The organism is Saccharopolyspora spinosa NRRL 18395, from assembly GCF_000194155.1.
Lineage (GTDB): Bacteria > Actinomycetota > Actinomycetes > Mycobacteriales > Pseudonocardiaceae > Saccharopolyspora > Saccharopolyspora spinosa.
The window spans coordinates 1,063,488-1,080,748 of the sequence record NZ_GL877878.1 but is presented as its reverse complement, the minus strand read 5'-3'; the positions used below and the strand labels follow the sequence as shown (position 1 = coordinate 1,080,748).

Here is a 17,261-nt window from a genome sequence, read left to right as displayed (position 1 = left end):
CCGATAACCGGCGCGGCGATGATCGCACTGCGACACCGGTACCGCACGTTCAGCAATGCTTTCCGGTTCCCCACCGCACGGCTTCTGGTGCGGCACCCAGCCGCTCCGCCGCTCTGCGGACCAGTGCGCTGCCCGCGTTGACCAGGTGGATCGCCAGTTCGGCGAACGTGTCCGCCGCGTACAGCACGCCGTCGAGGTCGACGACGGCGGTTCCGGTGGTCATCGGCGCAGCGAGATGTGCACGTCGCCCTCGCCGGGGCGGGCGGCGTCGAGTAGCTCGCCGGGGATGCGGAGAACGCGCCCCGGCGCGGCGGGCCACGGCAGTCGCTTCTCGGCCACCACCCGGCCGCTCTGGGCCACCACGACCCGCGGGAACCGCACGTACTCGTCAACCCAGGCCAGGAGCCGGGTGCGGGCGGGCCGACGGTCGCCGACTCGGCGCACCATCGGTGAGATCCACCGCAGCGGGCGTCAAGACGGGCCGATGTGAGCTGACTCTCGGCGCGGGAGCTGGGCTGTCCGGGTGGAACCGGTCCGATGCGGACGAAGCCTTAACTACCGTGATCGACATGACTTTCACGTTGATCAAAGGCGTTTCCGGATCGAGCTGGAAACCCTCGTCGAGGTCCGCCCCCATCCAGATCAGCCAGGTGCTCATCGCCAGCGAGTGAACCCGGAGCGGGACGCGCGACGCATCGCTGGCGTGCGGTAACGGGCCGAGCACGCGTCGCGCGCGGGCAACGGTTGACTTCGCCTCACTTACCAGGCCGGGTCACAATGGGCTGGTCGGAGTGCGGGGGTGTCATGGGCGAGCGCGGCGCGGGTGGGGCCGGTGCGCCGACCGTGGCGTCCCGGTTGTTCCGGATCCTGGAGACCTTCGCACCGGATCGACCATCGCTGACGCTGTCCGCGATCAGCCGTCACAGCGGCCTGTCGCTGACGACCACGCACCGGCTGGTCGGCGAGCTCGCCGGGTGGGGCGCCCTGGAGCGCGACGCCGACGGCCGCTACCGCATAGGGCTCCGGATCTACGAGCTCGCGGCACTGACCCCGCGTGGCACGTTCCTGCGTCAGGTCGCCATGCCGTTCCTCGGTGACCTCTACGAGGCCACCCGCCAGAACGTGCAGCTCGGCGTCCTCGACGGCCACGAGGTGGTCTACCTCGAACGCATTTCGGGCCGCGACGCGGTACCGGTGGTGTCCCGGCCGGGCGGCCGGTTGCCGCTGCACGCCACCGGAGTCGGCCTGGTCCTGCTGGCGCACGCCGACCGCGAGCTGCAGGAGGCGGTCTTGGACGAGCCGATGAAGCGCTTCACGGACAAGACGATCGCCAACCCGAGGCAGCTGCGCGGAATCCTCGCCGGCATCAGGAAGAACGGCTTCGCCATCAGCGACCGCCAGATCGAACTGTCCACCCTCTCGGTGGCGGCCCCGGTCCACGGCGACACCGACGAGGTGGTGGCGGCACTATCCATTGTGGTGCCGGCCGAGACCAGCGACCCGATTGCCCTGGTCCCCGCGGTCCGAGCAGCGGCCCGCGGCCTCTCCCGAGCCTTGGGCTCCCCCCGGGCCCTCGCCCTGCCACCAACGGCCCACTACGAACACTCGTGAGCCAACTCCGCGAACGAGGCTTACGTCAGCATCTTCCCGCGCCGCGCGCAGCCACCTTCCCGGTCCATCTATTGTGGACACATGTGAGCGACCCAAAACACTCACGGATCCTCAGGAGCTGCCGAGACTCGCTTTCGGACAGGGCTCAACGGGTTGCGGTCGCGACGAGCGCCACCCTGGGGAGTTCGGCCCGGAAACCTCGGCCGGCCGGGCGGACGGTCAGCTCCGCCACCTGCGCTCCAAGCCTGGCTCGTTCCTCTGGACCGAAGGTGGCGTAGCGACGGACGACCTCATCGACGATCATCCAGGAGTCCTCGTCGTCCAACGCGTCCGGGGGAACGAGCTTCGCCAGCGCGAATAGGTCGTACATGTAGTTGATCACGCCACGCCGGGCCGCTGCGGGGGAGTCAGCATCTACGACGCACGGATCGTACAGGTACCGGACCCGCACGTCGTGGAAGCCCGCGCCGGAGAGCAACTCATGCATTTCCTCGCGAAGAAAGTGCTCGTGCTTGTGCCCGGTGTAGGTGTAGCGGTCCAGGGCTTCGCTGTACCAGCGAGCCGTGGTGCTGCCCTCCTCGAAGTCGTGCACGACGATCTGCCCACCTGGCCGGAGCACCCGATGGGCTTCCGCCATCGCCTGGGGACGCTCGTCGACGGGAATGTGGTGGGTGCCGTAGGCGAAGATGACGCCATCGAGTGCCGCATCCCGGAACAGCCACCGCTGCGTGGATTGCCGCACGGCTGGGAGCCCTTGCGCCAAGGCGTCGGCGATCATCGGGGCGGCCACGTCTCCGGTGAAGATGGCGGGACCTGTGGCTGCCTGGAGCAGCCGCATCGCTCGCGTCATGGTTCCGTTGCCACCGAGCGCGTCGAGCAGGAAGCTGCGGGCGGGGCTGCTGTCCCCCGGTATGGCCAGCTGGCACAGGTTGCTGATCCCCCGTGCACGTACCAGGGGATGTTTGAGCTGGGTGCTGCGATAGGCGTCACCGCGACCGCCGTGTTCCTTGGTGTCGAACGGCGAGGCGAAGCAGTCCAGGGCCTCGTATATCCGGGCGAGCTGCGTTGGGTCCAGCCGTGCCAGGTCAAGGCGCTCGTACAACCTCGGGTGGCGGATCCGGAGCTCGTCGAGGTACTCCTGCATGGTGGTGCCGGGCAGGATTTCGACAGCGGAGAAGGATGAGTGCTTCGTGTTCTGCATGGCGCGTCGCAAGCCCTCCGCGTTGCGGGACTACTCTTCGAAGGCCGACAGGAGTTCCTGCCGGCTAACCGACGTGACCTGGGAGACGTCGTACAACCGCAGGTCTGCCGCGCTCAGCGTGGTGAACACCGCGTTGATGGCGGCCACCAGTCCCCACACTTCGGTGTAGGGCGGCCAGCCTGGATGCCCGGCGGCGATGTCGCGGTGCCGGGCGAAGATGTAGTTCGCCCAGTCCCGCGAGCGTGGGAACCGGTGGTGGTAGTCATGGCACGGCCCGTCGCCGACGAAGACGAACAGGCGCGCCGGCAGGTGCACGAACAGCATCCGCAGCCACCACCGCGACCAGCTCAGGACTCGCCGGACACCCGGCACCTCGGGGCCGGGCGCGGCTTCGCCGAAGAAGACGCCGTGGGTATACCCGGCCAGCGTTGCGCGCCCCTTAGGCACCGGTCCGCGGGCCGGGAAGATGTGTCGCGACGAAAGGCGGATCGTGGCTGCCGCGTTGAACAGGAACACCAGGGGGAACACCCACACGACGAGGTACTCGACCCAGATCCCGAGTGCGATGACCACCATGAGCTGCCCGCCGACCAGCGCCAGGAACAGCGCCCGGTACCAGGCAGCGGTGCCACGGAAGTGCGAGGCGACCCGCGAGCAAGTCGCCTTCGCCTGCAGACGCGGCGAGAAGACACCCGCGAGCATTCTGCGCCACAGTTGCCTGCGGGTCATGCCTACCCGCATGCCCAGGACCAGCATCAGGAACTGGACGGTGGGGTCCTTCAACGTCATGTGGTTGCTCGAGTGGTGGTCGCTGACGTGCTCACTCTTGTACTCGCCGTACTCCTGCGTCACCAGCAGCAACGCGATCGCGCTGCCGATCGCGCTGTCGATCTGCTTGTGCCGCAGGAAGTTCGCGTGCGAACACTGGTGGACGATCATCACCCGCAGCTTCCGGATGCCGTGCGTGGTCAGCAGCCAGGAGGCCGGCAGCAACAGCATCCACCACCCCTCGCCCACCACCGCAGCTCCCAGCGCGATTCCCGCGACAATGGGCAGCACGCTGGCCCACAGGTGGTGCAGCGGCTTGAGCTGCCACGGCCGCTGGTCTCCTAGCGGTTTGCCGGTGAGCCACGTGAGGGTGGGTTGGAGGAATCCAGGTAGCACCCGCATGGTCTCCCGCGGGTCGGGTGCTCCGCCCGGCGTCGCGGTTAATGCACCGGGACGCAGTTTTTGGTCGCGCACCTGTTCTCACCTCTGCAATGCTGGTTCCGTCAAGGCAGCAATCGCACGAAGTCGGGTTCGATCGGAGGGCGCCGCCCGGTGCACATGTCGAGGTAGGCCTGGCGCAACGCGTGGGAGATCGGGGCTTCCGGGTTGCGGGGCCGGTGGCCGTCGATCGAGCCGACGACCCGGATCTCCTCCCATGTACCACAGATGAAGACCTCGTCGGCGGTGTACAGCTCAGAGCGGGTGATCGAACACTCCTCGACCGTAAGAGCGAGTTCTCTGCGGGCCAGCTGGATCACGGTCTCCCGGGTCAGGCTGTCCAGGACTCCGTCGGACAGCGGAGGCGTGTACAGCCGGCCGTGGCGGACCATGAAGATCACCGCTTCGGCGGTTTCCGCCACCATGCCGCGGTTGTTGAGCAGGATCGCCTGGTCGGCTCCCGCCTTCTTCGCCTCGACCCGGGCCAGCCTCAGCGCCGCGTAGGACGCACCAGTCTTCACCAGCACCGGGAAGGACGTGTCCTGGGTGCGCTGCCAGGAGCTGACCACGCAGCTGATCGGCTCATCGAAGCGGGGACCGATCTGGTGCAACGAGATGAACGAATCCATCGGGGCGAACTCATCCAGCGACTGCCCCGGCGACAGCGCGTCAGGGTACACATTGGACCGGCCGGAGTCGATGTAGACGGTCAGCCGTAGGTAGACGTCCTCGCGGAAGCTGGTCGCCGCCAGGAGATCGCCCATTCCCTTGTCCAACTGGTCAATCAAACCGTTCTCCGGAACGTGCAGCAGCTCGGCGGCCGAACGGAGGCGATTCAGGTGGCCGTCCACCTGCACCACGGCGAACCGCTTTTCCTCCGGCCGCCAGTACGCACGGAGGCCGTCGAACACGGTCAACCCGCGCAGCGCAGTGACCGGAATACGGGCCTGGTCCCAGGGCACGACCTCACCGTGCCACCAGACCAGCGGTGCGTGGGTTTCATTCATGGGTGCCTTCCTTGACTCGCGCAAGAACCGTTGGGGCCGACGTTGTTCCCCCGAGCCGCAACCAACTACCGTTCCGGGTCCGCAGGACCTTGTCAGGGAATCCTCACCTGCGGGTTACTTCGAAAAATGGCAGATGAAGTTGTCCATAATGGATGTTTGAGCAACCATCCCGGGAGCAAACCTGGAAGAATGTCCCACCGTTGAGCCCCACTCGTCAACGCGTCCGATCGGCGGATGATGTGATTCACCTGCCTGTAGCAATGCGTGGAATCAAAATCCGGCTAGCATCGCCCCGTGCAGACGCTACGGGACGTAGGCTTTACACCTCGTGAATGGAATCCGGAAATTCGGAACCCGCTAGCCCAATCGGGCATGGTATGGAGCAATATTGAACCAGCGGAACTGCCAGTCATGCAGAACGTCCTTAAACTGCGCCGCGTCGATCCTGGAGGGATCCTGCACGCGACGGACGCACTGCTCGGCGGGGTCACGAAGTGGACCGTCCTCGGCGACAACGTGATCGGCGCCTGGGGCTGGCGCGAGGTCGATCTGGACCAGCAGTACCGCGCGGTGACCCACGGCGCAGGCGCTTTCATCGCGTCCGCGATGTGCTACCTCGAGGTTTCGGGCAGCGACGCCGGGGCGTTGTTGGACGCACTTTCCCCACGCAAGGTGTCAGATCTGCCACTCGGTTCCGCGAGATTCGTGCTGTTCACCACACCCGCCGGAACGGTCGACGAGGAAGCTGTCGTCGTCCGCACCGGTCCGGAGGAGTTCCTGCTGTCCTGCGGCGGCGGAAAGGAGCCGGGCTGGCTGCGCCGCACTGCCGAGTTCTTCACCGAGGTCAGCATCCTGCCCAGCGAGGTCTTCAGCTTCAACATCAAGGGGCCCAAGCGCTTGCAAGCGGTGCAGAGCCTCGTCGAGGATGCGGACCGAGGCGTGATCGCCGATCTGCGCAACTTCCAGTCCTGCCAGGTGCGAACGCTCGTCGGTGGCCAGGCCCGAGTGCTCAGGAGCGTCATCGGTTACGAGGTCTGGGCGTCCGCAGAGGTGCTGGCTGCGGTGTGGCGGCAGCTCGTCACCGAACGGCCCGAGATCACCCCGTGCGGCTGGGAACTGCTCACCATCTACCGAATGGAGTGCCGTGACATCACCTTCGGCCTCTTCCCGGTAGACGTGCACATCGGCACCACCCTGTTCGAGATCGGAGCGGGTTGGATGCTGTCCGACGACCACGACAACCGCGACTACATCGGTCGCGACGGGCTGCTGAAAAGCCGCGGTTCGCAACGACTGTGGCTGGCCGGTTTGCACGCTGCCGACCCGAAGGCCGGCTGCCCGCTGGTGGGTGACGAGGTGCTCGACGACAGCGGCGGCTTCCTGGGATACGTCACGTCAGCCGCACCTTCTCCGCGGGAAGGCCGTGTGCTGGCGTTCGCCCACCTGGCACCAGACTGCCAACCGGGTGCGGTCGTGCACGCCGCTGGCTCACGCTGGCAGGTCAGCACTATTCCGTTCCCAGCCCTCCCCACCGCGCCCTAGGCAACGGCCGTACGCACCGACGGAGCGGGGCCGGGGCAGCACCAACCCCGGCCCCTTTTACCGCCCGCCTTGAGCACGACGCACCCGAGAGTGCACATCGACCGAAGGGAGTGGGACATGGGTCGTTCACCACTCAGCGTCCTCCACCGGACTGATGCCAACGGAAAACCCGTTCCCGACGTACTCTTCGAGAAGACTTTCCAAAGCCTCATGGACGAACATGGCTACGTCCACCTGACAGGCCTGCCGGACGACTTCGACCCCGTGGCGTTCGGTCGTCGACTGGGTCCGCTCATGCCGCACCACGACGGTGCTCTCGTGGCCGAGGTCAGACCCGCGCCCACGGCAGACGGCGTCTACTACCCAGGCAGCACCAAAGCGTTCGCGCCGCACACCGAGGGCTATGACCTGCTAGGGCTTCCGCCGCGTTACCTGGCCCTTTGGTGCGTGCATCCCCCGGCTGGGGACGGCGGGGAAACAACTCTGGCGGACACCCGGCCGTGGCTGGCGGGGTTGTCCGAGCAGAACCGCCAACACCTGGAGAAGACCGAGTACGACTGGACGAACCCGCACGGCGAACTCGGCATCGCCTTCCGGCACCCGCTGCTGGACGAGCACCGCGGGAGCACGGTAGTGAGATTCTCGGTCAACAACATCGTGCGCGATGACACCGATCCCGTCGCCGCGCTGCAGTCGGCCTGGCAGCGGCTCTTCGACGAACAACACCTAGCGATCAGCTATCAGCGCAACGACATGGTGATCTGGGACAACTGGCGCCTACTGCACGCCCGCACCGCCTTCGCTGATCCACATCGCCACCTGCGCCGAATCCACATCGCCGAAGCTCATTAGCGTGCACGGTTATCCGGCCCTCGCGGGCGGCGTGCTGCGCGGGCCGGACGGGGTGGTTCAGCGGGCTTGTCTCCGCGGCGAACCACCCCGCAGCACAGGTCAGTCAGACCCGCTCCCCAACGAAGTCCCGCGAGGTGCACAGGTCCTCGGCGGCTGCTTCCATCAGCTCACGCGACGGCCGCACCGGATCGCGGCGGCCGACTTCCCGGACCAAGTCCGGCAGCGGCACGCCGCAGCTCTCGGCGACCTCGCGGGCCAAAGCCAGCCGCTCGGTGTGGAAGCGGCCTTCTCCGATCGCGATATCCAAATAGGACACCCCGCGATCCCGCAACCGGCGGCCTGCGACGAGATCCTCGGACTTCCGGGCCAGCAGATCACCATCTACACCAGACAGGGATCCGCCGCGTTGTGCGGCTTTGACGAGTACTTCAAGCTGCGCGTTGCCAGCGCTACGGCCGGCCCCGCGAAGCGTGCCATCGACCATCACAGCACCGGCGTCCAGCGCCGCCAGGGAATTCGCCACGGCGAGGGCGGTGTTGTCGTGGCCGTGGAACCCGGTGGCGATCCCCCGGTCCCGCAACAACCGGAGCAGGCCCGTGACCTCTCCAGGCAGCATGCAGCCAGCGGAATCAGCCGTGTAGAAGACATCCACCCCGGCAGCGCGGGCGTCCTCGGCAATGCGGACCGCTTCGGCGGGAAGCACCGCATAGGTCTTCATGGCGTTGAAGGTGATCAGCTGGACACCGAGTTCCTTCACGCTGGCGGCCAAGGGAAGAATGTCTGCGGCCTCGGTGATGTTCGCGGCCAGGCGTACGCAGCCCGCGCCAGCCGCAACCGCTCGCGCGATGGTCTCCTGGGACGCACCCGGGTAGACCATGATGGCCACGGTGGATCGGGGGGCCGCCTGCGCAATCGCGCCGACATAGTCCTCGATCTCCAGATCGGCCCGGGACGGAGCGTCCTCGTCGGCAATCTCGAGGTAGTGAACCCCGGCATCGGAGAGCTCCGCCGCGATTTGGACGGACTCGGTGAGGGTGAGGTGGGTTTCGTACTCGACTTCACGCAACGTGCAGTCGACGAGGCTGACGGGAAAGTTCAAGGTGTCTTCTCCAACCCTGTGTACGGCCGGGGAGCTGGGTGATGTCAGCGCAGCGCATCTCGGTCGAGCTCAGCCGGGCTGCGGTATCCGACAAGCCCGAGCGTGATGTCGATGTCCGCGAGCAGGCTGCGCAGCACGTGGAGCACGCCCGCCTCGCCCGCTTGAGCGAGCCCGTACACGTAGGGTCGGCCGACCAGCACGGCTTTCGCTCCCAGAGCGAGGGCTTTGATGACATCGGCACCGGTCCGGATTCCGGAATCGAACAATACGTCTACCTCCGCGCCGACCGCGTCGACGACCTCGGGGAGCATCTCCAACGCACCTACGGCACCGTCGACCTGGCGTCCTCCGTGGTTGGAGACGACGATCCCATCGGCCCCGCTCGCCACGGCACGGCGCGCGTCGTCGGGATGCAGGATTCCTTTCACCACGATCGGGCCGGACCAGTGATCGCGCAGGAAGGAGAACTGCTGCCAGCTCTTGCCGGCATCAGTGGGCATGCGCTGCCACACCTCGAGTGCCGCGGAGAGATCCTCTTCCGGCGGCTTTCGGAAGACAGGATCGGAAAACGGGATCGCCATGCCGATTCCCTGCGCAGCGGGATAGTAGCCCCTGTCCATTTCGTGAGGTCGCCAACCCCGGGTCCAGGTGTCGACAGTGACCACTAGGGCGGAGAAGCCAGCGCGCTTGCCGCGGTCGAGGATGCTGGCGCAGACCTCGCGGTCGCTCGACCAGTACAACTGCATCCACCTCGGCGCGTCACAACCGGCCGAAGCGACCTCTTCCAGAGTCCGCGACGATGACGAGGAGAGCACCGATGGAAGACCCAGTTCTGCGGCCGCACGTGTGCTCGCGAGTTCCGCCTCCTGGTGCAGTATGGATTGAACACCGACGGGTGCCAATAGCACCGGGGCAGGCAGGTGCATGCCGAGCACCGTGGTGCTCAGGTCTCTGCGGTCGGCATTCCGGAGCATCCTTGGCACGATCCGCCAACGCTCGAACGCCGCGCGGTTGGCGCGCACAGTGGCACCCGTCCCGGCACCGCCTGCCACGTACCAGTACGGTCCGGCTGGCACCTTGGCTCGAACAGCGCCCTCCAGGGCGGCCAGATCAGTCGTAAAAGGAAGCGATTCTCCGTCTTTACCGAGTTGGACGATTTCGCGCTGATAATTAGCGAATCCCGTCATGACGGCGAGTCTGCCCAATTTCCAGCAAGTACCGCACCACCCGATCCCAACATCACTCATCTGGCGCAACAATCGTCAGATCTACATCACAGGCCCGTCAGCCGCTTGGTCGCGTACGAAGTTTTGCACCTGGCCTGCCAGACCGCTCTCATCGGCCGAACGGGTTGTGGCGCAAGCGAAGCGCCACCCACATGGACCATTGTGGGCCGTACTATCCGGCAGGCACGATTGCCCCAGGCATAAGGACCATGGAAAGGCAACCATGACCTCCGTGCTCGAAACTCTAACAAATCAAGGTTGGGCATTGATCCACAATGCCGGTTTCACCGATGGATCCGACGTGGACTACCGGGTGGTGGAACGAATCGCGAGCCGTTATGGAACGGCCTCGGATCGCGACGGAGGGCAGGCCATCTGGCCGGTGACACCGCGGAAGTCTGGGTCAACCGATACGTTCAGCGTGCGCGCCGGCGAGGCACGCTTCCACACCGACGCCGCCTACCGGGCGGAACCCGAGCAGCGATTCGCACTGTTCTGCGTGCGCCCCGCCGAAGACGGCGGAGCAAGCCGTGTGCTGCAAGCCCGGAAAGCACTTTCCGGCCTCCCGGCGGAAATGTCCGCTCTGCTGCGAAAACCCGTCTGGCGATGGATTCCGCCAGCCACGTTCGGCGGTGAACCGGACATACCACGCCCGGTGTCCAGGGAGGACGGAAGGATCCGATGGCGGGTCGACAACCTCGACGTGGATTCCTCGCTGCGCTCCGTGGCGACCGACTTCGACGAACACCTCGACTCGCACCCCGATGCAGGTGAGTTCGTGCTTGGCACCGACAGCGTGCTCATCTGCGACAACGAACGCGTCCTGCACGGACGGACGTGGTTCTCCGACCCCCGACGGCTCATCTTGCGCGTCAGGCTGGTCATCCGATGACACCCGCCGACGTGCTCATCCAGCTCGCCACGAACGTTCCCGCCACGGACACCGAGGCGGATGACTGGCGCGCCCGCAACCTGGCAGAACTGCTGCTGGCGGCCCGGACATCGAAAGACCCACTCCTGGTGTCCGCAGTGGACGATTTTGTCCTGACTTCGCCCCCCGTGTACTCACGGTTCGCCGACCGGCTCCGCCGGATACGCGGCTTCCCCGCAGATGCGCCGGTCGACTACGTGGCGGACCGCAAGCAAGATCCCGAACCCCCGTGGCCCCGCCCCGCGGTCCGCGCCCGTGCGGCGCAGCTGGCACGCTTTGTCGACAGCTGCACGCCAGAAGGGTGGGACGAGGAGCACACCGAGCCGGCCGATGCAGCGGAAGTCGCCGCCGAACTGGACCGCAACGCCCGCACACGTGTGCTGGGACGCACCGGCCACGACTGCGTCGATACCGATCTTCCTGCGGAACTCGTATGGCGGGAATGGCTGGTGGACAACGATCGACCAACCCTGGTCGTCGTCGCTAAGCAACGCACCGCCGCAACTCGCGTCGTGCGCTGGGGCCTGCACCTGCACATGGCCTCGCACATGGACCACCTGGCTGAACTCACCGAGCACAGTGGTCCGGCCGCAGCGGCCAAACTGCAATTCGGAGAAGGCCTGCTCATCGCGGAGGCCGTCGCCATGTCTTGCGAGTTCATCGCTCTGGCCGACGCCGGCCGCACGAGCGCCCTGTACCGGGAGTCCCTCCGGCGACTCGCGGTCAACCGGCTGCGGAGACTGCCGCGGATCGCGGAGTGGGGTGCGGCTGCCCTGCCGGACTCCCCCACAATGGCGGAGGTCGTGCAATCCGTCGCCGTCGACGAATTCACGGTGCTACCCACGCTCGCCGAGGCCTACGTCGCCGGCCCGTTCGATCTCGCCGACCGGGGCTTCGACCACCCGCTTATCCCGCCGAGGTTGCGCACCGCACTCGTGGAGAAGTTCCAGATCGTCAAGACCGGCTAGTAGGTCGGGTGGCCGGAGGTTCCCCGGTTCTCGTAGCAGCGGTGCGTGGGCTGGTCGAAGTGCTCGCGCACATCGGCGGTCGCCTGGCCGCTCGGACGGCGACCTGGCGACCGCAGCACCACCCCGCACCGGCGACGCAGGGCTCTACTGCCAGCTGGAGCGACGCGCCCTTGAGCGGCTGAACACCCAGAGCCGCATCACCACGAAGCGCGTGGTGCCACCGAGAATGCTCATCGCCGCGACCGCGGCGGCTTCCGTCACGCTGGAGGGGTCTTCGACGGCCAGGCCGAGCAAGTCCAGCGCGATGTTGTTCGAGACGCAGTAGAAGAGGAACACCGCGAGGGTCTGCAGGTGCATGCGGATCGGGTGCTCGTCCCGGCCGGCGAACGCGAAGTGGCGGTGCGCCATGCTGCTGGCCGCGGTCGTGATCAGCAGCGAGCACAAGTTCGAGGCACCCGTCGGGAAGATCTCCCGCAGCAGCACGTAGAGCACGGCGTTCGCAGCGGTCGCGAGCACGCCCACGACGGTGAACAGCACGGCCTGGCCGACGACGTTGTCGCGCTTGGCCGTGCCAGGCGGATCGGCTGCCACCGGGGCAAGCGCCCCCGGCTCCCGTGCAGCCAGCACTCTCATGGACCCCACTCCAACGCAACGGTTCAGATCTGCGGTCAAACTAGTTCGGCCGTGCGGGAGGGCCGCGTGAACTACCTGGGAAGACGCTGGGAAACGCCGTGATGCCCGCCGTCATCCTCCCGGCCCACCAGTGCATTTGACTCATTGTGTGCTACTCGTGATGGATTATGATTCGACCAATCTGGCGATCTTGAGCATGATCGCCAGGTCCAGCAGCGTCCTGGGACCGACGAGCGAGGACACCGGTGTCGACCTCCGAGCCCACCCCGCACCTACACGCCGACGAGGAATCCCGCGACCGCGCCGCCGACGACTGGGGGCACCTCGTGCGCCTACGCCCGCGCGCGGTGGCGCGACCGTCCACAGTCGACGAGATCGTCGCGGCGGTCGAACACGCCGAAGCCCGGGAGCTGCCGTACGCAGTGCGCGGTCAGGGGCACTCGGCGACGGGCGCGACCCAGGTCGAGGGCGGGATCGTCATCGACACCAGCGGATTCCGCGCCGTGCACCACGTCGACCACGACCGGATCACCGTCGACGCGGGCGCCCGCTGGAGCGAGGTGCTGCGGGCGTCCCTCGCGCTGGGCCGCACCCCGCCGGTGCTGACCGACTACCTCGAACTCTCCGTCGGCGGAACGCTCTCCGTGGGCGGTATCGGCGGCGCGAGCCACCGGCACGGCCTGCAGGCCGACAACGTGCTCGAACTCGAAGTCCGCACGCCAGACGGCACGATCCGAACTTGCTCCGCCGCCGAGGACCGGGCGCTGTTCGACGCCGTCCGCGGCGGCCACGGCCGGCACGGCATCATCCTGCGCGCGACGCTGCGACTGACGCCGGCTCCCGAGCGGGTCAGCCGTCGGCTGCTCGGCTACGACAGCCTCCCGGACTTCCTGACCGACCAGCGGCGGCTGATCGCCGGGCGCGAGTTCGACCACCTGGAAGGCCTGGCGAAACCGGCCGACGACGGCTCCGGTTGGCAGTACCTGCTCGACGTCGCCACCCACTACACCTGGACTCCGCCCTCGTTCACCGGCCACGGCCTGCGGCACCGCACCGAGGAATGCCTGGACCAGGAGTACTTCGAGTTCCTCGACGCGATGGCCCCGCACGAGGCCCTGCTCCGCGAGACCGGGGCGTGGCACCAGCCGCACCCGTGGCTGAACGCGATCCTGCCCGATTCGGCGGCCGACGAGGTGATCGCCGAGACGATGCGGGCCCTCGATCCGGCCGATCTCGGCGTCCCTGACGGTGGTTTGGTGCTGCTGTACCCGTTCCACACCAACGCCATCCGCACGCCGCAGTGCAGGCTGCCCGACGAGCCGGTCGCGTTCCTCTTCGCCCTGCTGCGCACCGCCCCCGCCGACGACGGCGCGGCCCTCCGGCGGATGCTCGACGGCAACGAGATCCTCCGGCGGCGCACCCTCGACTCCGGCGGGTTCATCTACCTCGAACCGTGATGTAACCAATCCGGATTCACTCCAGTCAGGCATGGCGGCAACGCCGAAACCGCAGCTCAAAGCCGCCCCGAAGGAAACTCGGAATCGCGCTCACATTCGTTCCCTTGACGCGGATCCCGGCAGCACGCAAACTCCCGGACCAGCCACAGGAGACAACTTCAAAAGTATACTTCCACAATAAGAAAATCGGAGACCGACATGGCTCAGCCGACGTCGCCGGTCCAGCGCGGCCGCGTGTCAAGGGTGCTGTCTTCGCTGTTCGTCCAGGTCCTCATCGCGGCAGTCCTCGGCATCGCCGTCGGGCACTTCTGGCCCGACTTCGGCGGTGCCCTCAAGCCGATCGGCGACGGGTTCATCCGGCTGATCAAGATGGTGATCGCGCCGCTGATCTTCTGCGTAGTCGTGGTCGGCATCGCCAAGGCCGGCGACATGCGGTCGGTCGGGCGGATCGGGCTCAAGGCGCTGATCTACTTCGAGGTCGTCACCACCGCCGCCCTCGCACTCGGCCTCATCGCCGGGAACGTCATCCAGCCCGGCGCAGGGCTCAACGTCGACCCGGCGACGCTGGACGCCTCCGGCGTGACCGCCAAGACCCACGGCGAGCAGATGCCCGGCCCGGCTCAGTTCGTGCTGCACATGATCCCGGAAAGCGCGGTGGCGGCCTTCGCCGACAACGAACTGCTGCAGGTGCTGCTGCTGGCGGTTCTGTTCGCGGCCGGGCTGCTGCACATCGGCATCGGGCGCGCGCCGCAGGTCTTCGCCTTCATCGAGCAGACCGGCGAGATCATCTTCAAGATCATCGGCTACGTGATGCGGCTGGCCCCGATCGCGGTGTTCGGTTCGATGGCCTACCTCATCGGCCAGTACGGGCTGTCTTCGCTGGGCACCTACGCCACCCTCATCGGCGCCTGCTACGGCGCCGCGCTGCTGTTCTGCATCGTGCTCAGCATGCTGCTCAAGGCGTTCACCGGGCTGAGCCTCCTACGGTTCCTGCGCTATACGCGCGAGGAGTTCGCGCTGGCCGTGGGCACCGCGTCCAGCGAGGTCGTGATGCCGCGGATCATGGAGAAGCTGGAACGCGCGGGATGCCGCAAGGAGGCGGTCGGGCTGGTCATTCCGACCGGGTACTCGTTCAACCTCGACGGCGCGTCGATCTACCTGTCGCTGGCGACGCTGTTCATGGCTCAGGCCGTCGGCGTGGACCTCACCCTAGGGCAGCAGATCACCGTGGTGCTGGTGCTGATCCTCACCTCCAAGGGCATGGCCGGAGTCCCCGGCTCGGCGTTCATCGCCCTGTCGGCGACGGCGTCCGCGGTCGGCGTCATACCGGTCGCCGCGGTCGCGCTGATGCTCGGCGCGGACCGGATCATGGACACCATGCGGGTCGTCACCAACCTGCTGGGCAACTGCGTGGCGACGTTCATCGTGTCCAAGTGGGACGGCGCGCTGGACCGCGACCGGGCCCGAGCCACCCTCGCCGACCCGGCGTCCGCTCCCCCACTCCCCCGCGAGGAGGACGAGCCCGCCAAGCCATCAAACCGAGGGTGAGCACGCGCCGCGGGGTCACCCGATCTCGTCGCCAACGCGGTTGAAGCGAACCGGTGCCGTAACCGGGCGCGTGTCGGGCCGGGCCCCGGTGGGTACTGCCGGGGCGGAGGAACGCGGGAGGTCCGGGGTGGAGCTCGTCGAGGAAACACCGTACCGGTTCCGGATCGAACAACACGGCGCGATGCGCGTGCCGGGGGTGGTATTCGCGTCGCGGCGACTCCTACCGCCGAAGGGCGACGGCGCGCTCGAGCAGGTCGTCAACGTCGCCGCCCTGCCCGGCATCGTCGGCGCGTCGTACGCCATGCCGGACATGCACTGGGGCTACGGATTCCCGATCGGCGGCGTCGCGGCCACCGACATCCGCGCCGGCGGCGTCGTTTCACCGGGTGGCGTCGGGTTCGACATCTCCTGCGGGGTGCGGCTGCTGGCCGCCGAGCTGGACCGGTCGGACTTCCACCGAGTCGCCGAGCGGATCATGGACGGACTCAGCCGGGCCACGCCGCGCGGGGCGGGCCGGGGCGCGGTGTGGGAGCTGCACCGCGAGGGCCTCGACCGGTTGCTGGAAGAGGGGTGCCACTACGCCGTCGCGCGCGGGCGCGGCACGCCACGCGACCTGGAGCGCTGCGAGGACGGCGGCGCGGTGGCCGACGCGGAGCCGGGTCGGGTCAGCGCCCGCGCGCGGGACCGGGGGCTCGGGCAGGTCGGCAGCCTCGGGTCCGGCAACCACTTCCTGGAGGTCCAGGCGGTCGCCGAGATCTACGACGAGGGCGTCGCCGGGGCCTTCGGGCTCCGCCTCGACCAGCTGTGCGTGATGATCCACTGCGGTTCCCGTGGGCTCGGCCACCAGATCTGCACCGACCACGTGCGCAGCATGGACGAGAGCATGGCCGATTACGGCCTGACCGTCCCGGATCGTCAGTTGGCGTGCACGCCGGTCGATTCGCCGGCGGGTCGCGCTTACCTCGGCGCGATGGCCGCAGCGGCGAATTACGCTCGCGCGAATCGCCACGTACTCGGCGTCGCCGCCGGCGAGGTGCTGCGGAAGGCGACCGGCTGCGGGCTCGACCTCGTCTACGACATCTCGCACAACCTCGCCAAGATCGAGACGCACGAGGTGGAGGGCCAGCGGCGAACGCTGTGCGTGCACCGCAAGGGAGCCACGCGCGCGCTGCCGCCCGGGCACCCGGAACTGCCGCCGGGCCTGCGGGCAGCAGGGCAGCCGGTGCTGATCCCCGGTTCGATGGGCACGGCGTCCTATGTGCTCACCGGCGTGCCGACCGGTGATGCGTTCTTTTCGACGTGCCACGGTGCCGGACGCACGCAGAGCCGGCACCAGGCGATCCGCACGACGGATCCCCGCCGCCTGCGCCGGGACCTGGAGCACGACGGCATCGTCGTCCGCGGCAGTTCCGCTCGCGGGCTCGCCGAGGAGGCGCCGACCGCCTACAAGGACGTCGACGCCGTCGTCGCCGTCGCCGAAGGAGCCGGGCTGTGCCGCCGCATCGCCAGGCTCGTGCCGCTGGGTGTGGTGAAGGGGTGAGCGGCGGGGTCCGCTGGTGAAGGGGTGAGCGGCGGGTTCCGCTTCCTGCCGCACACCGCCGACATCCGGTTCGAGGCGTGGGGTTCGACGCGCGAGCAATGCCTGACGGAAGCGGCCCGCGCGTTGGTGGCCGCCTTCGCCGAGGTCGCGGTGGAGGAGGCGGAAAGCACCAGAACCGCCGAATTCGACGGCACCGACGAGCAACTCCTACTCGCGGTGCTCGACGAGATCATCTACCTGCTGGACGCGGAAGGCACCGTACCGCTGGGCATCCGCGTCCGGCCGCGCGCCACCGGCATCGCGCTGGAACTCGCCAACGTCGCGGTGGCACGCGCCGAGATCATCGGTGCCGCCCCCAAAGCCGTTTCGCTGAACGAACTTCAGATCGAGCACGACCCTCGCGGCTGGCACTGCGCTGCGACCATCGACGTCTGAGCCGC

The 17,261-nt window shown here is 67.6% G+C and carries 17 protein-coding genes; 9 read left to right on the top strand and 8 right to left on the bottom strand.

The window, feature by feature from the left end:
* Positions 1-49: 49 nt before the first annotated feature.
* Complete coding sequence (locus SSPN_RS56425) at positions 50-223, bottom strand: hypothetical protein (RefSeq protein WP_010692782.1); 174 nt, start codon at positions 221-223, stop codon at positions 50-52.
* Positions 220-447 carry a hypothetical protein gene (locus tag SSPN_RS0105385; protein ID WP_010692781.1) on the bottom strand — a complete coding sequence of 76 codons (228 nt, stop codon included), beginning with the start codon at positions 445-447 and terminating at the stop codon, positions 220-222. Before SSPN_RS0105385 ends, SSPN_RS56425 begins: the two co-directional genes overlap by 4 nt.
* Positions 448-804: 357 nt before the next feature.
* On the opposite strand from SSPN_RS0105385, the gene SSPN_RS0105375 reads away from it, so the two are divergent.
* A complete protein-coding gene (locus tag SSPN_RS0105375; protein ID WP_010692779.1) occupies positions 805-1,611 on the top strand; it encodes an IclR family transcriptional regulator in 807 nt (268 codons plus the stop codon).
* A 145-nt stretch (positions 1,612-1,756) separates the two neighbouring features.
* Here the strand turns inward: SSPN_RS0105375 and SSPN_RS0105370 are convergent, their stop codons facing one another.
* From SSPN_RS0105370 to SSPN_RS48625, 3 genes are read right to left on the bottom strand one after another with little or no spacing between them, the layout of a single operon-like run.
* Complete coding sequence (locus SSPN_RS0105370) at positions 1,757-2,812, bottom strand: class I SAM-dependent methyltransferase (protein ID WP_010692778.1); 1,056 nt, start codon at positions 2,810-2,812, stop codon at positions 1,757-1,759.
* Positions 2,813-2,842: 30 nt separating this feature from the next.
* Positions 2,843-4,054, bottom strand: coding sequence for a stearoyl-CoA 9-desaturase (locus SSPN_RS0105365; protein WP_143539645.1), 1,212 nt, complete (start codon positions 4,052-4,054; stop codon positions 2,843-2,845).
* 29 nt (positions 4,055-4,083) lie between these two features.
* Positions 4,084-5,025: an aminotransferase class IV gene (locus SSPN_RS48625; protein ID WP_010692774.1), complete on the bottom strand. Its 942-nt coding sequence runs from the start codon at positions 5,023-5,025 to the stop codon at positions 4,084-4,086.
* Between the two features lie 411 nt (positions 5,026-5,436).
* Here SSPN_RS48625 and SSPN_RS0105355 point away from each other — a divergent pair, with 411 nt between their 5' ends.
* Together SSPN_RS0105355 and SSPN_RS0105350 are read left to right on the top strand one after the other, a co-directional pair.
* Positions 5,437-6,567, top strand: a complete 1,131-nt coding sequence (locus tag SSPN_RS0105355) for an aminomethyltransferase family protein (protein WP_010692772.1) — start codon at positions 5,437-5,439, stop codon at positions 6,565-6,567.
* 117 nt (positions 6,568-6,684) lie between these two features.
* Positions 6,685-7,419: a TauD/TfdA family dioxygenase gene (locus tag SSPN_RS0105350; RefSeq protein ID WP_044573419.1), complete on the top strand. Its 735-nt coding sequence runs from the start codon at positions 6,685-6,687 to the stop codon at positions 7,417-7,419.
* A 103-nt stretch (positions 7,420-7,522) separates the two neighbouring features.
* Here the strand turns inward: SSPN_RS0105350 and SSPN_RS0105345 are convergent, their stop codons facing one another.
* Positions 7,523-8,518, bottom strand: a complete 996-nt coding sequence (locus SSPN_RS0105345) for a 4-hyroxy-2-oxovalerate/4-hydroxy-2-oxopentanoic acid aldolase (RefSeq protein ID WP_010692768.1) — start codon at positions 8,516-8,518, stop codon at positions 7,523-7,525.
* Between the two features lie 44 nt (positions 8,519-8,562).
* Complete coding sequence (locus SSPN_RS0105340; protein WP_029534996.1) at positions 8,563-9,705, bottom strand: alpha-hydroxy-acid oxidizing protein; 1,143 nt, start codon at positions 9,703-9,705, stop codon at positions 8,563-8,565.
* Between SSPN_RS0105340 and SSPN_RS0105335 the strand changes: the two genes are divergently transcribed.
* Together SSPN_RS0105335 and SSPN_RS0105330 are read left to right on the top strand one after the other, a co-directional pair.
* Positions 9,704-10,636: a TauD/TfdA family dioxygenase gene (locus SSPN_RS0105335; RefSeq protein ID WP_085982063.1), complete on the top strand. Its 933-nt coding sequence runs from the start codon at positions 9,704-9,706 to the stop codon at positions 10,634-10,636. The two genes, SSPN_RS0105340 and SSPN_RS0105335, sit on opposite strands and share 2 nt — an antisense overlap.
* Positions 10,633-11,643, top strand: coding sequence for a hypothetical protein (locus SSPN_RS0105330; protein ID WP_010692763.1), 1,011 nt, complete (start codon positions 10,633-10,635; stop codon positions 11,641-11,643). The genes SSPN_RS0105335 and SSPN_RS0105330 overlap by 4 nt, the downstream gene beginning before the upstream one ends.
* A gap of 144 nt (positions 11,644-11,787) precedes the next feature.
* Here the strand turns inward: SSPN_RS0105330 and SSPN_RS0105320 are convergent, their stop codons facing one another.
* Positions 11,788-12,276, bottom strand: coding sequence for a GtrA family protein (locus tag SSPN_RS0105320; RefSeq protein WP_083821605.1), 489 nt, complete (start codon positions 12,274-12,276; stop codon positions 11,788-11,790).
* 245 nt (positions 12,277-12,521) lie between these two features.
* On the opposite strand from SSPN_RS0105320, the gene SSPN_RS42560 reads away from it, so the two are divergent.
* The 4 genes from SSPN_RS42560 (at position 12,522) to SSPN_RS0105300 (ending at position 17,256) form a co-directional block, all read left to right on the top strand.
* Positions 12,522-13,733 (top strand): FAD-binding protein, encoded by a 1,212-nt coding sequence (locus SSPN_RS42560; RefSeq protein ID WP_010692760.1) that lies wholly within the window; start codon positions 12,522-12,524, stop codon positions 13,731-13,733.
* Between the two features lie 198 nt (positions 13,734-13,931).
* Positions 13,932-15,281, top strand: coding sequence for a C4-dicarboxylate transporter DctA (gene dctA / locus SSPN_RS0105310; protein ID WP_010692759.1), 1,350 nt, complete (start codon positions 13,932-13,934; stop codon positions 15,279-15,281).
* A 127-nt stretch (positions 15,282-15,408) separates the two neighbouring features.
* The gene (locus SSPN_RS0105305) at positions 15,409-16,821 is read left to right on the top strand and encodes an RtcB family protein (protein ID WP_010692757.1); all 1,413 of its coding nucleotides are present in this window, start codon (positions 15,409-15,411) and stop codon (positions 16,819-16,821) included.
* A gap of 24 nt (positions 16,822-16,845) precedes the next feature.
* Positions 16,846-17,256: an archease gene (locus tag SSPN_RS0105300; RefSeq protein WP_010692755.1), complete on the top strand. Its 411-nt coding sequence runs from the start codon at positions 16,846-16,848 to the stop codon at positions 17,254-17,256.
* The last annotated feature ends 5 nt before the right edge of the window (positions 17,257-17,261 follow it).

What these genes read in the sequence shown, in the direction of transcription:
- SSPN_RS0105355 (WP_010692772.1), top strand. Translation starts at nt 5,437, where the DNA reads ATGCAGAACGTCCTTAAACTGCGCCGCGTCGATCCTGGAGGGATCCTG.
- SSPN_RS0105330 (WP_010692763.1), top strand. Translation starts at nt 10,633, where the DNA reads ATGACACCCGCCGACGTGCTCATCCAGCTCGCCACGAACGTTCCCGCC.
- dctA (WP_010692759.1), top strand. Translation starts at nt 13,932, where the DNA reads ATGGCTCAGCCGACGTCGCCGGTCCAGCGCGGCCGCGTGTCAAGGGTG.
- SSPN_RS0105350 (WP_044573419.1), top strand. Translation starts at nt 6,685, where the DNA reads ATGGGTCGTTCACCACTCAGCGTCCTCCACCGGACTGATGCCAACGGA.
- SSPN_RS0105340 (WP_029534996.1), bottom strand. Translation starts at nt 9,705, where the DNA reads ATGACGGGATTCGCTAATTATCAGCGCGAAATCGTCCAACTCGGTAAA.
- SSPN_RS0105335 (WP_085982063.1), top strand. Translation starts at nt 9,704, where the DNA reads ATGACGGCGAGTCTGCCCAATTTCCAGCAAGTACCGCACCACCCGATC.
- SSPN_RS0105320 (WP_083821605.1), bottom strand. Translation starts at nt 12,276, where the DNA reads ATGAGAGTGCTGGCTGCACGGGAGCCGGGGGCGCTTGCCCCGGTGGCA.
- SSPN_RS0105370 (WP_010692778.1), bottom strand. Translation starts at nt 2,812, where the DNA reads ATGCAGAACACGAAGCACTCATCCTTCTCCGCTGTCGAAATCCTGCCC.
- SSPN_RS0105375 (WP_010692779.1), top strand. Translation starts at nt 805, where the DNA reads ATGGGCGAGCGCGGCGCGGGTGGGGCCGGTGCGCCGACCGTGGCGTCC.
- SSPN_RS48625 (WP_010692774.1), bottom strand. Translation starts at nt 5,025, where the DNA reads ATGAATGAAACCCACGCACCGCTGGTCTGGTGGCACGGTGAGGTCGTG.
- SSPN_RS0105385 (WP_010692781.1), bottom strand. Translation starts at nt 447, where the DNA reads ATGGTGCGCCGAGTCGGCGACCGTCGGCCCGCCCGCACCCGGCTCCTG.
- SSPN_RS56425 (WP_010692782.1), bottom strand. Translation starts at nt 223, where the DNA reads ATGACCACCGGAACCGCCGTCGTCGACCTCGACGGCGTGCTGTACGCG.